Origin of the sequence: Mameliella sp. LZ-28, assembly GCF_012274245.1 — a bacterium.
Lineage (GTDB): Bacteria > Pseudomonadota > Alphaproteobacteria > Rhodobacterales > Rhodobacteraceae > Antarctobacter > Antarctobacter albus.
Map to the genome: position 1 here is coordinate 52,682 of NZ_JAANYX010000006.1, position 14,174 is coordinate 66,855.

At 63.9% G+C, this 14,174-nt stretch carries 14 protein-coding genes; 1 reads left to right on the forward strand and 13 read right to left on the reverse strand.

The window, feature by feature from the left end:
* Positions 1 to 24: 24 nt before the first annotated feature.
* From G9Q80_RS04180 to G9Q80_RS04225, 10 genes are all read right to left on the reverse strand, one after another.
* Positions 25 to 420, reverse strand: a complete 396-nt coding sequence (locus G9Q80_RS04180; RefSeq protein ID WP_074622925.1) for a VOC family protein — start codon at positions 418 to 420, stop codon at positions 25 to 27.
* Between the two features lie 120 nt (positions 421 to 540).
* Positions 541 to 1,584: an NAD(P)-dependent alcohol dehydrogenase gene (locus G9Q80_RS04185; protein WP_043145819.1), complete on the reverse strand. Its 1,044-nt coding sequence runs from the start codon at positions 1,582 to 1,584 to the stop codon at positions 541 to 543.
* A gap of 68 nt (positions 1,585 to 1,652) precedes the next feature.
* Positions 1,653 to 3,284 (reverse strand): molecular chaperone GroEL, encoded by a 1,632-nt coding sequence (locus G9Q80_RS04190; protein WP_043145820.1) that lies wholly within the window; start codon positions 3,282 to 3,284, stop codon positions 1,653 to 1,655.
* Positions 3,285 to 3,350: 66 nt separating this feature from the next.
* Positions 3,351 to 4,154 (reverse strand): iron-sulfur cluster assembly protein, encoded by an 804-nt coding sequence (locus tag G9Q80_RS04195; protein ID WP_052244809.1) that lies wholly within the window; start codon positions 4,152 to 4,154, stop codon positions 3,351 to 3,353.
* A 4-nt stretch (positions 4,155 to 4,158) separates the two neighbouring features.
* On the reverse strand, positions 4,159 to 5,181 hold the full coding sequence (locus G9Q80_RS04200) for an amidohydrolase family protein (protein WP_088716578.1): 1,023 nt from the start codon (positions 5,179 to 5,181) through the stop codon (positions 4,159 to 4,161).
* A gap of 81 nt (positions 5,182 to 5,262) precedes the next feature.
* Positions 5,263 to 5,637 carry an MmoB/DmpM family protein gene (locus G9Q80_RS04205; protein WP_043145824.1) on the reverse strand — a complete coding sequence of 125 codons (375 nt, stop codon included), beginning with the start codon at positions 5,635 to 5,637 and terminating at the stop codon, positions 5,263 to 5,265.
* 25 nt (positions 5,638 to 5,662) lie between these two features.
* Entirely contained in the window at positions 5,663 to 6,727 is a 1,065-nt protein-coding gene (locus tag G9Q80_RS04210; protein ID WP_043145825.1) for an aromatic/alkene monooxygenase hydroxylase subunit beta, read from the reverse strand.
* 53 nt (positions 6,728 to 6,780) lie between these two features.
* Entirely contained in the window at positions 6,781 to 7,839 is a 1,059-nt protein-coding gene (locus tag G9Q80_RS04215; protein ID WP_043145827.1) for an NADH:ubiquinone reductase (Na(+)-transporting) subunit F, read from the reverse strand.
* A gap of 88 nt (positions 7,840 to 7,927) precedes the next feature.
* Complete coding sequence (locus G9Q80_RS04220) at positions 7,928 to 9,592, reverse strand: aromatic/alkene/methane monooxygenase hydroxylase/oxygenase subunit alpha (RefSeq protein WP_069210252.1); 1,665 nt, start codon at positions 9,590 to 9,592, stop codon at positions 7,928 to 7,930.
* Positions 9,593 to 10,104: 512 nt separating this feature from the next.
* A complete protein-coding gene (locus G9Q80_RS04225) occupies positions 10,105 to 11,361 on the reverse strand; it encodes an RNA polymerase factor sigma-54 (protein WP_088716577.1) in 1,257 nt (418 codons plus the stop codon).
* 98 nt (positions 11,362 to 11,459) lie between these two features.
* Between G9Q80_RS04225 and G9Q80_RS04230 the strand changes: the two genes are divergently transcribed.
* Positions 11,460 to 12,416 carry a hypothetical protein gene (locus G9Q80_RS04230; RefSeq protein ID WP_088716576.1) on the forward strand — a complete coding sequence of 319 codons (957 nt, stop codon included), beginning with the start codon at positions 11,460 to 11,462 and terminating at the stop codon, positions 12,414 to 12,416.
* A 105-nt stretch (positions 12,417 to 12,521) separates the two neighbouring features.
* Here G9Q80_RS04230 and G9Q80_RS04235 read toward each other — a convergent pair whose 3' ends face one another.
* From G9Q80_RS04235 to G9Q80_RS04245, 3 genes are read right to left on the reverse strand one after another with little or no spacing between them, the layout of a single operon-like run.
* Positions 12,522 to 12,701, reverse strand: coding sequence for a hypothetical protein (locus G9Q80_RS04235; protein WP_043145837.1), 180 nt, complete (start codon positions 12,699 to 12,701; stop codon positions 12,522 to 12,524).
* A 29-nt stretch (positions 12,702 to 12,730) separates the two neighbouring features.
* Positions 12,731 to 13,861 (reverse strand): WD40 repeat domain-containing protein, encoded by a 1,131-nt coding sequence (locus tag G9Q80_RS04240; protein ID WP_088716575.1) that lies wholly within the window; start codon positions 13,859 to 13,861, stop codon positions 12,731 to 12,733.
* Entirely contained in the window at positions 13,858 to 14,142 is a 285-nt protein-coding gene (locus G9Q80_RS04245) for a hypothetical protein (protein WP_133065726.1), read from the reverse strand. Before G9Q80_RS04245 ends, G9Q80_RS04240 begins: the two co-directional genes overlap by 4 nt.
* Positions 14,143 to 14,174: the final 32 nt, after the last annotated feature.

Below are 14,174 nucleotides of genomic sequence, written 5' to 3' on the forward strand. Positions count from 1 at the left end.
TCTCTCCTCCTCCTTGGATGCGGGTCACTGGAAACGGCCGCCGCGCTGAAGCACTTCGATCTGGTAGCCGTCCGGATCGGCCACGAAAAAGAAGCGGGCGAAGGGCTTGCCGTCGTAATCGAAGCTGACCAGCTTGCGCGGCGAGAGACCGGCAGCCGTGAACCGTGCGTGCTCGGCATCGACGTCCTCGACGCTGAAAGCCAGGTGGCCATAGCCATTGCCCAGGTCATAGGGGTCGGTTGCGCCCGCGTTGACGGTCAGTTCCAGTTCGAAACCGGACTCGTCGTTGGACAGGTAGATCAGCGAGAACCCCTCGAAATCGACGCGCTGTGCCACCTCCAGCCCGAATGCCTCGCGGTAAAAGGCGATAGAGCGGTCCGCGTCCAGCACGCGGATCATGGAATGAATTGCCTTGGCCATGTCTGTCCTCGGTATTTGGGTATAAGGGGCCCTGCGGCGTGGCCGTGGGGAGGACGCCGCAGGGCAGGACCGCCCCACCCCGCGCCTTACGGCGCCGGGAAAGGCGGTCGGGGAGTAACCTCAGGGAACGATCACACCGCGCCCGGTAAAGCGGCGGTTCTTGAAGTCGTCGATGGCCTGGTTGATGTTCGCCAGCTTGTATTCGGTCTGGTGCATCATCACCTTGCCGTCGGCGTTCAACTCCATCAGTTCGACCAGCTCGATATAGTCACCCACCAGGCTGCCGCCGATCTTGATTTCGTTGGCTACCAGATCCAGCGTCGGGATCTCGATCTTGCCGCCATAACCGACCATGATCAGCTCGCCGCCCTGGCGGAGCAGCTTCCAGCAGATGTTCTCGACGCCCAGCTCGCCGACAAAGTCGATCACCACATGGGCGCCGCCGCCGGTGATGTCCTTGACCTGTTCGATCAGGTCGGGACCGCCGTCCAGCACCACATCGGCGCCCAGGTCCTTGGCCAGTTTCTGAGCCGCCGGTTCCCGGTCCACCGCGATCACACGACCGCCGCTGATGTGCTTGAGGCATTGCAGCGCGATATGGCCCAGTCCGCCGATGCCCAGCAGCACTGTCCATGATCCGGGATAGGACAGGCGCGCGGCCTTTTTCGCCGCCCGATAGGCGGTAATGCCCGCATCGGCCATAGGCGCCACCGACAGTGGCGTGATGCCGGTGTTCAGCTTGATCAGAGAGCTTTCCGAGGTCTTGAAATACTCGGCGAACCCACCGTCGATCCCCAGCCCCGGAAAGGTGCCGTGATCGCAGTACATGTCATGACCGTATCGACAGTTCAGGCAGATGCCGCAGCTCTGGAAGGGGTGGCAGATCACCGCGTCGCCCGGTTTGACCGAGGTCACGGCGCTGCCCACGTCCTCGACCCAGCCGGCGTTTTCGTGGCCCATGACATAGGGCAACAGGCTGCCCTGGGTGTCCATGATGTCCTTCCAGACACCTTCGATGATATGGAGGTCGGTCCGGCAGAGACCCGCCGCACCGACCTTGACGACCACCTCGTTGGGGGCTGTGATTGTGGGGGGAGGAACGTCTTCAATCTTCAGCTCCACGTTCATCGCGGGGTCGTATTCGTACAGTCTTGCAGCCTTCATGGTCTTGTCTCCTGATCTGAGGGATGAGGCGGCGCGGCGGGTCCGGCCCGACGCGCCGCGTGACGGGGTTAGGGACGGCCCAGCAGTTCGGCACCGCCGCCCAGGGCCGGGCCCTCGGTCGGGTCGGCCTCGCCTTCGTCCAGATCGCCCACCAGGGTCTCGGTGGTCAGGATCAGGGTCGCGACGGAGGCGGCGTTAACCAACGCCGAGGCCGGCACGCGCGCAGGGTCGATGATCCCGTCTTCGTACATGTCGCCGAAGGCTCCGGTGGCCGCGTTGTAGCCGTGGCCCTTCGCGCCGCCGGTCACCGTATCGGCCACGGTTTCGGGATCGGCCCCCGCGTTCGCCGCGATGCGCCGAACGGGCTGCGTCAGGACGGATCGGACCAGTTCGATCCCCTTGCCGATGTCCCCGATGGCCGAGAGGTTCTCCAGAACCGGCGCCGCCTGCGCCAGAGCCGTGCCGCCCCCGGCGACAACGCCGTCCTCGGCCGCCGCGCGCACGGCACAGAGCGCGTCCTCGATCAGCTGGATCTTGCGTTTCTGCTCGACCGGGGTGAAGCCGCCCGCGTAGATGATCGCGCTGCCGCCCGAGAGCTTGGCCAGCCGCTCGCGCAGCTTGTCCTGCTCGATGTTGGGCGGGGCCACCTCGTACATGCGCTGCACCTGGTTGCGGCGGGCGACAACGGCGTCGTGATCGCCTTCGCCGCGCAGAACGCTGGTCGACGAGGAGGTCGAGCGCACCATCTCTGCGCCGCCCAGCTGCGCCAGGGTCACGTTCTCCAGCTTCTTGCCCAGGTCGCGCGACAGCACCTCGCCGCCGGTGATGATGGCCAGGTCGTCCATCATGGCGGTGCGCCAGTGGCCGTATTCCGGCGGGTGCACGATCAGGAACTTGCCCGCGCCGCCGTTTTCCAGCAGGCGGATGACCACCTCGGGCGCGATCTCCTCGGCGATGATGGCCAGCGGGCGGCCTTCGCCCTCGGCGATCTCGATTGCCTTGTCCAGCACCGAAGGCTGCAGGATCTTCTGATCCGTCATCAGGATCAGCGGGTTGCGCAGCACCGCCTCCATGTGCTCACGGTCGGTGACCATGTGGTGCGAGATGTAGCCGCGCTCGAAGGACATGCCTTCCATGACTTCCATCGTGGTGTCGATGGTGACGCCGAAATCGGCCGAGATGACACCTTCGCGGCCCACGCGGCGCCAGGCTTCGGCCACCAGGTTGCCAAGCTCGGGATCGGTGGCGGACACGCGCGCCACGGCCTCCAGGTACTCGGGGTGGTCCTCGCAATCGCGCGAGGTCTCGTCGATCTCTGCCACGATGCGGCTGACCGCCATGTCGATGCCCTTGCACAGATCGACCGGCTTGACGCCGTTGTCCGTCAGCGCAACGCCCTTCTGGATCAGCGCGTTGGCCAGCACGATGGCGGTGGTGGTGCCGTCACCGGCAACCTCGTTTGTCTGCATCGAGACCTCGCGCACCACTTGCGCGCCCATGTTCTCGAAACGGTCGGTCAGCTCGATCTCCGACGCGATCGACACGCCGTCACGGGTGATCAGCGGGGTGCCCACGGGGCGATCCACCATCGCGTTCAGGCCCTTGGGTCCCAATGTCGGTTCCACCGCCGCCGCCAACCGTGCGACACCGCGTGCCAGCGCCTTGCGGGCGAATTTTCCGTGTACAAGCAATTTGGCCATGTCTTCCTCCTTCGCCGCACGGGGGTCCGTGGGCGTCTCCCTGATTTCTCTTGGTTCTTCAGTTGGTCAGCGCCGGGTGGCGTGATCCTCTCGCGGCGGTACGCGGCCCGCGATGAAATCCACCAGCGTCGGTCCCTCGGGGCCGATCTCGACCTCCTTGTACCGGGTCGATGCCAGTCCACGGCACAACGCGCCGTTGAATTCCATGTTGATCCGCGTGCCTTTCAGCCGCACCAGATGCGTCGCCAGTTCCTGCGCCTCGATGGCCTGCCCTTCCCAGGTCGGAAAAGCCAGATCCTCCGGGTTTTCCGCCAATCCCTGGTCAAGCAGCAGGTCACGATAACGCGGCTTCTGCCGCTCTTCCTCTTCACCGTGCATGGTGATCCGGTCGAAGCCAGCCAGCGTCAGCGAGACGATCTCCGCCTCGGTCATTCCCTGGGCCTGCAGCGCCAGCAGCATGACTTCCTGCCGCCGGTCAAAGGCCTTGGCGCGGAAAGTGTCGACCACCTCGGCCAGGTTGGCCCCGTCGCAGTATTGCGCAAAGACCTCTTCGAACGGCTTGCCGCTGTTCACGCCTTCGTTGACCTCGTCGCCAAAACAATGGTCGTTCAGCGTGACCTGCACCTCCTGCACCCAGGGCAGCGCGCAGACCTCTGCGCGGATGCCAAAGGCCATGAGGAAGGCAAAGTTGGGCGAGCACCAGTAGGTCGGCAGGCGAAACTCGACCTCGACGCGCTTGGAGCCGATGACCTCGGCACGCTCGACGAAACCCATGTCGGTGATGGGTTCGTCGAGCTCCGGATCGGTCACCGCCTCAAGGCTTTCCCAGAGCTCGCACTCGAGGTCGGCCTTGATGATGTCCGTCAGCATGGTCTCACTCCGCCGCGATCTGCACCGGGGCGCCGGCCAGCTGCCGCTTCTTGGCCTCGACGTCGATGCCGTAAAGCCGCGCCGCGTTCAGACCCAGGATCTTTTCCTTGATCTCGTCGGTCAGCTGCACGCCGCGTTCCTCGGCGATGTCGTCGGGGATCTGGAAGTTCCAGAACTTCTCGACCAGCCACTTGGGCGTCCAGATCGCGTAGTCCGAACCGAACAGGATCTTGTCCTCGCCGACCCAGAACAGCAGTTCCGCCATGACCTCGGCGAAATAGCGCGGGCGGGCATGGATGAAGGGCAGCGCAACGGCAAGGCCGGCGTAGACGTTGGTTTCCTGCACGGCGATCCAGCAGAAATCGTCCAAGCGCGGCAAACCGCAGTGTTCGACGATCCAGTTCAGGTTCTGGAAGTCGGTGGCCGCATAGTCGACGTCATCGACGTTGAACGCGTCCTTGGACAGCGGGATGATGGTCGGGCCCTTGTGGACGTGGATGTTGTTGATGCCCAGCTTCTCGCACAGCTCGAAGCACTTGTAGGCGGACGGATCATTCAGCGCCCAGCCCTTGCTGTCGCCGTTCCATTCTGCCGTGTACATCTTTACGCCCTGGATATCGAAGTTTTCCTTCATCCAGTGGATGTATTCCAGCGCCTTCTCGCCATCGCGCGGGTCGAAGCTGCCGTTGACGATGAACCGTTCGGGGTGACGCTTGGCCATCTCGGTCGAGCGTTCGAGGCAGCCGAAACCGTTCTTGTAGAAGTCCTTCAGCACGGTGGTCTGGATGACCGCCATATCATTCGGCCCGTCAACAAAGAGGTCGCGATAGATGTCGTCCTCGGAGTACTTCTCGAACCGCGACTTTTCCCACAACTCTTCCTGCGGGCTGAGGTTGGTGTGATAGGCGTAGAAACACTCGATGAACTGCTTGCCATGCACGTTGGCCTGGTTCTCGGGGCTGCCGTCCCAGAAATGGGTGTGGCCATCGAGAACGAAGATTTCCTTGCCGTCCGGTGTCTTGTACATGAGATCCTCCCTGGAATTCTGTCGGATTGGCTGGGTGTCAGGGGGCCGGACCGCGCCCGGCCCCCGATCAGGGCAAAGCCCTTAGATGTATTCCATGACCTCGTTCATGTCGCCGAAGAGGATGACGGTGTCGTCATCGACCCGGACCATGCGGCCGTAGTGGGTTGAGGTGTTGACCTCGAAAGTCTCGGCGGTCATCTCGCGGCCCAGAAACTCCGTGATCTCGCTCATCTTGAAGACCAGCTTGCCTTCGCCGTCGATCCGGATGGTCGCCGGGTTGTAGGTGATCGTGACATTGGGATCGTGCTCTTCCATGAACTCGGCGATGGCGCGGGCCTCGACGCTGTCGTTCATGGTGACGCCGCACTGGTGCGAGACCTCGCGCGAGCTCAGGTCGATGTCCTTCATCGACTTGAAGATGTTCTGTTTTGTCGCGTCACGCGCTACGTTTGACATCAGTCTTTTCCTTCTTGTGTTGCGATTAGCGGCTGAGGCCGAGTTCCCCGAGGATCTGGCCAATGCGCTCCTGCGAGACGGCCTTCACATCCTCGAAGGAGACGGGTTTGGAATGCGGCTGCGACCAGATCGGCTGCAGTGCGGCGGCAGCCTTGTCGGCCAGGTCGCCGTGCTTTTTCAGCCAGGACTGGAACAGCGCCTTGTTGTGGGCGGCGTGCTGTTCGTCGTTGACCAGCAGGTAGATCAGGTCGATCGTGTTCGCGAGGTTGCGCTCGTAGTCGGCCTCTGCCGCCGAGATCACCGGGGGCGTGATGAAGTCGTTGTTCGCCGCCGCCGCCTGCATCAGGAAGCCCGAGCGGAACAGCTCGCCCACCAGCGGTTCAAAGACGATGTTGATGGCGAAATACTGTTCGAGGTAGTCCTCGCAGCCCATGATCGTCTCGATCGCCTCGCGGCAAGGCTGCCAGATCGGATCTTCCAGCCAGGCCTGCTTGCCCAGCGTGTCGTCCCAGCCCTCGATGTCCATGCCGATCTCGGCCAGGTACAGGGTGATGTCCTGGGTCAGGCGCATCTTGTAGGACGAGTTGGTCAACGTGGCGTTGTTGATCATCTGGGTGTAGCCGTAGCGCTGCGCCTGCATGAGCGAGGTGCCAAGGCCGAATTCGGCGTGCTTCCATGCGCCCAGGTGCTTTTGCAGGATCTTGGTCCAGACCTTGTCGAAGGCCGCGGGCGCGCCGGCCTTGCGGGCGTTCGAGATGACGCTCTGCACCATCGTCTCGATCTTGGCCTGACGCTGGTAGTGGGTGCGTTCCCATTCCTGGTCGGGCGCGCGGAAGGCGTGCCAGTTCGACGACAGCGCCGCGGTGTTGTCCTTGCGGTAGGCGCCACCGCCCTTGCCGCCTTCGAATTCGATGATCCAGTTCTGGATCAGGTAGCGTTCGGGATCGGGCTGGACGTCGACGGTGACGTCCTCGTAGTGGGTCGCCCGTTTGCCGCGCGGTTCAAAGTAGTTGTACTTGCGGCTTTTCGAGCCGACGAAGACGGCCGCGCCTGCTGCCCCGGATCCCACCGAGCTTGATGTTGCTACCATAGTAGCCTCCCTTGTCTGGTTTTACGTTCGCGTCACTTGCGTTCGGGCCGGTATCAGTGGCCCGAAGAACCGGAAGTGGGCGTGAACTTGTCGTAGAAGATGCGGTCCGTATCGAAGTCGTGCATGAACAGGACCGGCGTCAGCGCGTCGATCATCGGCGGCGGCCCACAGGCGTAGACGTCGCCCTCGCCGTCGATCCCCAGCTCCTTGAGCCGGCGGTCGACGCATTCATGGACAAAGCCGCGCTCACCGGCCCAGCCATTGCCCTCTTCCTCGTGGCTGAGCACGGGGATGAATTCGACACTGGGATGCGCGTCGGTCAGGGCGCCGATCTCATCCAGTTTGAACAGGTCGGATTGCGACCGCGCACCGTAGAAGAAGTAGACCGGGCGGTCCTCGCCGCTGGTCAGGTGATCGTTCAGGATCGACCAGACCGGCGACATGCCGGACCCCGCGCCCACCAGCACTACCGGTCCTTCCCGTTCTTCGCGTCGGAAGCACATCCCGTAGGGTCCCTCGACGGAGACTTCGGCCCCGGCCTTGATTCCTCCGTCGTCGAGTTCGTTGGAGAACCGTCCGTCGGGGTATTTCTTGATGATGAAGGAGAGTTTTTGGGTTTCGCTCGGCGGATTTGCCATGGAGAACGAACGTGTAATCTCCTCCCCCGCTTCGGTCCTGACCGTGATGTCGACATATTGGCCCGCCCAGAATTTCAAAGGCGCATCCAGTTCGATCTGGACGCCACGGATGTCGTGGGTCAGCTTTTCAAAGTCGGTGATCTTGCCGGTGAACGTCTTGACCGGGATGGACTTCGAAAGCACCTCCTCGTCGTAGTTGAGCAGTTCGATCTCGACGTCGCTCCAGGCCAGGGTGCGGCACATCAGGACGTGGCCGCTGTCCTTTTCCATGTCGTTGAGCGCGAAGGTCGAGTATTTCAGCATCTCGGTCTCGCCGTCCAGCTGGACGCATTTGCAGGCCGAACATTGTCCTTCCTTGCAACCGTGCGGCAGGGCAATGCCCTGGCGGAAGGCGGCGTCGAGGATAGTCTCGTTCTCCTCGACCTCGAATTCCACGCCAACCGGTTCCAGTCGGACTGTGTGGACGTCCGTCATCTTTTCTTCTCCCTGATCCTTCTCACGCCCCGTGCGGGCGCCGGGTCTGGTGGGGAAGGCCGCGCACGGCCTTCCCGGTTTTTCTGCGTCAGTTGCAGGGATTGATGGTGAAGCCCGCGCGGTATTCCGCGATGTGGGCCTCACGCTCTGCCGGGCTCATGCCGCGCAGGGCGTTGAGCGGCGAGGCAAGGGTGTGGCCGCGGACGTGCTCCAGCTTCCACATGTCCTTGTCGTCGAACCGCAGGTGCGGCTGCGGCACCAGCGTCTCGCCGTCTTCGCGGACGAAGTTGAGGTCCTTGATGGCGTCGGCCAGGTCCCAGCCGTCGTACATCGACTCCCACTCGCGCTTGCCCGAGAACTTGCCCATCGCCGGGGTCGGCCGGCCCTGGTACTCGTCCGAGAAGGCCTCGACGGCGGTCCAGCGGTCCAGTTCGTGGGCGAAGGTGTGCAGCTGCCCATCGATCTCGTCGACGACCATGTCCTCGCGGATCAGGCAAGGCACCAGGCACGACCAGCAGCGGTGCGGATAGACGTAGCCCACGTCCTCGTTGAATGTGACAATCTTCTCGCCCGGCTTGCTGAGCTTGTCGTACCACTTCCAGAATTCGCCGAACTCGGCGTACCAGCCCGGGTACTTGTGCTCGAACCACTCGAAGTCCTTCTCGGTCTGGGCTTCGATCCGCCAGAAGTTGACGGGCCAGCCGACGGCGAAGAACTGGGCGACCTTGTGAACGTAGTTCTTTTCGGTGATCCGCTTCCAGGCTTCCTGCACATCGTCGTGGTGCACCTTCACGCCGTACTTTTCGAGCGGCAGCATGTAGGTCCGGTAGTAGTCTTCAAAGATCCACCGGTGCCACATCTCCGCGTAGGACTCTTTCTCCTTGTCGCGGTTGGTGGTGCCGTACTCGATGAACGTGCCGATGGCGGCGTCCACGATGGCGTGGTTCTGCCAGAAGGCGTACCGCAGGTCGCGCTCCAGCAGCAGGTGGTTCTCCGGCTCCTTCAGCGCGGCCATCAGCAGAGAGTGGCCGTTGCCGATGTGGCGGCTTTCGTCCGACTGCACCGACAGGAACACCGTGGGCAGCGCGTAGTCGCCGTTACGGGCGGCTTCCGACGGCATGGCCACGAAGAGCGTGTTGGTGAAGGCGGTTTCGGCAACCACGGTCAGGTACATGCAGGCGGCGGTCATGGTGTCGCCGGTGATGAACCCTTCGCCGAACTGGCGACCGATGGTGGTGGCGTAGCACTTGCCAAAGGCTTCTTCTGTGATGTCGAAGCCCGCCGGGTCGATGTAGTTCTCCATGTACCACTTCTTCAGGTTCATCTGAATCGTGGAGTGACGGAATTCATCGACCATCTGCATGGTAAAGCCGGTGCGCAGGTCTTCGCCCGGCGACAGCCGTGCAACCATCGCCATCGAACGCGCGGCCGAAATTTCCGGGAAGGGGATGATGGCTAGGAAGAGCTTCATCCACTCGATCCAGCGCGGTTCCACGTTGCGGAACATGTCGCCGCGCAGGGCGGCGTCGAGCGCGCCGTAAACCCGGTTGTCCTTTTCCTCTTCCATCGGGAAGTAGGAACGCAGGACCTGTTTCATCGGGTCACGCGGGGCCTTGGTGATCTTGTAGTCCGTGGGGAAGGTGTTGGCCTCCTGGACATACGTGGGGTTCCACCCGAGATCCGAGATCTTCTTGGTGGCCTCCCCGACCGAAATGCCACGCTGAGACGTGATTTTGTTCAACGTCAAAGTCATGCCATGAGCCTCCTTTCAAGCTCTGCGGCCGGTAGACCGACCGCTGTTTCAGGCGACAGGCGTCGCCGGTTCATTGGCCGGACGACACAGCGCCCGGCACGGATCACGGCAAAGGTTGGAAAGTCCGGGTCTCCGTCAGCGCCTCCGGCCTGTATCCGGCTGCGAGGAAATGCTGCGGTGCGGCTTCCACTCCTTCGTTCTTGTGCGCCTGCCAACGGGGCGAGGCGTCATGTTGTGCCAATCCAATAGGCAAGCCGCGTTCCAGACCGGATCCAGCAGGCCCAAAAAAGACAAAACATCACTCCAAGGTGCTGCTTTTCCTGTTTTTTATTTTTTGATTTTTTCTTCGGCACCGCAGGTCTGTTTCCTGGGAAACTGCGTCAGCCCGCCGCAGTGTCACGTCGTGTTACACCCGGACGTTACAGTGGACGCTGGACATTACGGACGACCGTACTAGGGCGTTACACTCGCTCCGGCGAGTGACGCGCAAGCTCTTGGGAAGATGGGTGTTTTCAGGCCGATTTACGCCGCAGCGCAGCACGGGCGATACCGCATTCCTGGCGGTATTTCGCGGCCACACGGCGCGAGACGGCGATGCCCTCTTGGCGCAGGTGCTGGGCAAGATCACCGTCGGACAGGGGGCTGGCCGGGTCTTCGGCCTGGACAAGCGCCCGGATTCGGGCCTGGACCTGTGCCTTGCAATGTGCCCCGTCGATCCGGGAAACCGATCCGGGGCAAAGGGTCCGCGCGGGGATCACCCCCTGCGGTGTCTCGATCAGGTAGCCGTTCATCACCCGGCTGACCGTGCTGGTGTGAAAACCGGTCGCCTCGGCCAGGTCGGCCTGTGTCAGGGGGCGCAGAGCCGCGTCGCCCCTGTCCAGAAAGCCGGTCTGGCGGGCGATCAGCGCCTCGACCACTTGCCGCGTCGCGGACTGGCGCAGGTGCAGCGCGAATTTCAGACTGCGCGCCTGTTTCAGCGCCTCGGCCAGATCGGGGTTGTCCCCGGCGCGCGGGATGGCGGCGATCTCGACGGAGGGTTCGGTGTCGCGGTTGAACCGGACCTTCCAGGCCCCGCCCTCGCGCGTCACCCGCGCGTCGGGTTCGCGTGTCAGGGCCGGGTCGGCATCGAACCGGGCGCCAGGTTTCGGGTCCAAGGTGCGGATCCGGGCCAGGCATGCGGCCACGGTCCCGGGAGACAGCCCCACCTTGTCCGCCAGCGCATCCGCACCGCCGGTCTGCAACAGGTCCAGATGCGAAAGGACCGCCTCCATCTCGGGGGAAACCTCGCCCCGTTCCGCCAGCTGCAGGTGCAGGCACTCGCGCAGATCCCGCGCGAACAGCCCGGTGGGCGAAACCCGTTCCTGCACCAGCCTCAGCGTCGCCTCGACCAGTGTTTCACGAATGCCCAGGTCCCGCGCGATCCGTCCGAGGTCCGTATTGATCCATCCGCTGGGTTCGAGGTCTTCCATCAGCCGGGTGATGATCCGCTCCATCAACCCGCCGCGCGATATGAGGTCGGACAGCTCTGTTTGTACATGAGCAATCAGGCTGTACGCGCCGTCTGCCAGTGTTGCCTCCAACGCCTCACTGGCGCCAAGACCGACAAGAAAGCGCCGCCTTGGCCGGCGCACCAGCAGGTGCGGATTGACCTCGGCCGCCTGGGTCAGAAGCTCAGTCACTTCCGCCGCCGTCAAACGCAAGAGCGCCATCGACTGATGCAGGACAAATGTCTGCGCCTGCCGCGTGACATGTCCCAGCGCCGGGGTCATGCCCGCCCCGTCTTTTGCACGGCATCCGTGGTTTTTTCTGGCCGCAAAGCCCTGCCCGCGCCTAGACTGGTCCTAACCGCAACGGCGAAACACCGGACATGAGCCAGAAATTCCCCTTCGGCGACATCGCCACCCTGGGCACGGCCCCGCCCGAGATGTCCTATCCCGGCCTCTCTCCGCAGTTGCTGGCGCGCACGCGCCAGCTGTGGTCGGTGCGCGGACTGGATTTCGACGACGCCTGGCGCCGAGCGATCCGGCAGATGCCGGGGTTCCGCGCCCTGCCCCGCATCGACGACACCGCGACCAGCGCGCAGGTCGACCTGGTCTTTCTGTTCGATCAAGGGCTGATCTGGGTGAAAGCGATCCATGCCGCCGCCCGCCGTGGATACGACCATGGGGTGCCGGGCCTCGATCCCGCGCAATGGCACGGGCTGGCGGCCTTGTCCGCGCGGCTGACCGAACAGATGACAGCGCTCAGGATGCTGGCGCTGACCGATCTGCCGCTGCCCGCGATGCAGATCGCGCGCTCTGTCTCGGAAGACGTGGACATGTTGCTGGTGCTGCTGGTGCGGCGCAAGCTGGCGGCGCGTTTCATCGCCTGTCGCACCGTCGAGGAGGCCAGCAGCTTCTGGCGCCGCCACATCGCGGGTGGCCGGGCCTTTCGCGCGCTGACCGAGAAACTTTATGAAATCGGGCTGGATTACTCGCCCGACACGGATTACGGGCGCTGGCGCAAGGACGTGCTGGCCAATCTCGGGGCTGCCGTTCACAGCAATGCGCTGGCCATGCCCGGAACGGACCGCCAGCCCGGCGTCCATCTGGGAAATGACAACAGCCTGCATTTCGCGACCTTCCGGATCCATGAACTCTGTGCCTATGCCCAATTGATCAAGCCGGACCTGGTCGAGGCTCTGACACGCGCCGCGACAGAGCCGCCCGAGAGCGACCCGCAGGCCGGCCTCGCCGCTCCGCTGAGCGCGATCGTCGTCAACCAGATACAAAGCCTGTCACAACCCGGCCCCGCCCCTTCGGCCGGTGGCGCGACCCGCCACTAGGGCGGGTCCGCGCGGCTGCCGGGTCAGCCGCCATGACGACGGGTGCGGCAGCCACGGCCCCGCCCCCACGGGCGCGAGGCCAAGCCCCGATCGGGGCCGCATGCGTCAGTGCATGCTTTCCTCGGACTTGCCGAGCTTGCCCTCGGCAATCCAGCGGGCCGCCAGGACAAAGGCGCCCATCGCGAAGTCCTTGCCATGCTCGTCCATCATTTCCTCGGCCATCTTGGCGATCTCCGAGAAATAACGGTCCTTGCTCTGCTCTTCCTTGGACAGTTCGAGTTTCATGATTTCCTCCCGTTTTCGTTTTGTGTCAGTTACTTGAACATGACCTTGGGAAAGGTCAGGATGGCCGCGCGGCCATCGGCAAAGCCCAGCGCAAGGTGCTGGCCGTCGGCGGACCACTCCATCGCCGTGACCGAGGCGCCCTTGCCCTCGACCAGCATCAGCTCATCCGGCTGGCCTAGCGGGCAAAGCGTCACCAACCCGTTGGCATACCCCACGGCACAGCTGTCCCGCGTCGGGTTGGGGGCGACACGGTCCACCAGGGTCAGACCCGGCTTTCCGGTGTGGATCGGGTCGCCTTCGTACTTGCCGAAGGGCAAGTCTGGACAGCGCCAGCCGACCACGCGGAAGGCGCCAGAGGCCACCAGCACGTTGGCCTTGTCGCTGAAAGCGGCAGAGCCGACCGGCGCCGGGAACCCCTCGATCACGTCCGCTTCGCCGCGCAGGACATTGACGACCACCAGCGATGTTTCCCGGCATCCGGCGACGATCCACTTGCGGTCCGGCGACCAGGCGAGGCTGTCCAGCGTGCCTTTCGCGGGGATGTCGGCTCGCGTCTCCAGCGTTTCGGCCTTGAGCACGACAATCCGCTCGCCGCATCGCGCAGCGATCAGGACACCGTCGCCGGAGGCGGCCAGTTGCGTGACCGGCTCCCCCAGGTCGCAGTCCGCCAAGGGCGCAAGATCCTCTGCCCGCAAGAGCGCCAGCGCGCCGCCCCGGGCCACGCAGATCGCCTCTTGCCTCGGGACCGCGCACAGGGCCGTGACCGGCCCGGCGCCAGCCTGTGCCAGCTTGACCACCTGTCCCCGCGCCGTCACCCGCGTCAGGGCGCCGGCCTGATCGACGACGGCAAACCCCTGTTCGCCCAGCGCGCAAAACCCCGGCGCCTCTGACAGCGACACCTCGGCCCCGACGGGCGGAGCCACCGGATTTTCACGCGGGCGGATGGTTGTCCGCCCGGTGTCGAATTCCATCCGGATCCGCTTTTCGGGATGTTCCGCATCGGCCATCGGCAATAGCGCCAGCCCGCCGCCTTCCATACGGCAGGCCACGGCAGAGCCGCTGGCGTTGAACCCGACCTGTTGCACAGGGGCGGACAGCGTCCATTCCCGGCCGATCAGGTCGAACAGGCTGAGCGCCTGGGGTGGTTTCGTCTCGATCATGTCTCTCCTCCTTCGACCTTGGCCTCGAGTTCTTCGTCCAGCTCGGCCAGACGCCGCTCGAGCGCGTCGATCTTTTCCTCACAGGTTTCCAGCGCGCCCTCGGTGCGCCCCATCTCGCGGGCAACGCCCGGGTTCTCGTCGTCTTCGGCCATGTCCAGAACCTGCATCCCGCTCTGTTTCTGGGTCAGCCGAAGGTGCTCTGCCGTGATCTCGGAGATCCCCTGGATCGTCTCCAGACGCTCCATCAGGATGTCTTGGACGGTTCGCCGTTGATCGCTCATGCCTGCCCCCTATAGTGCCCGCCCAGCCGGAA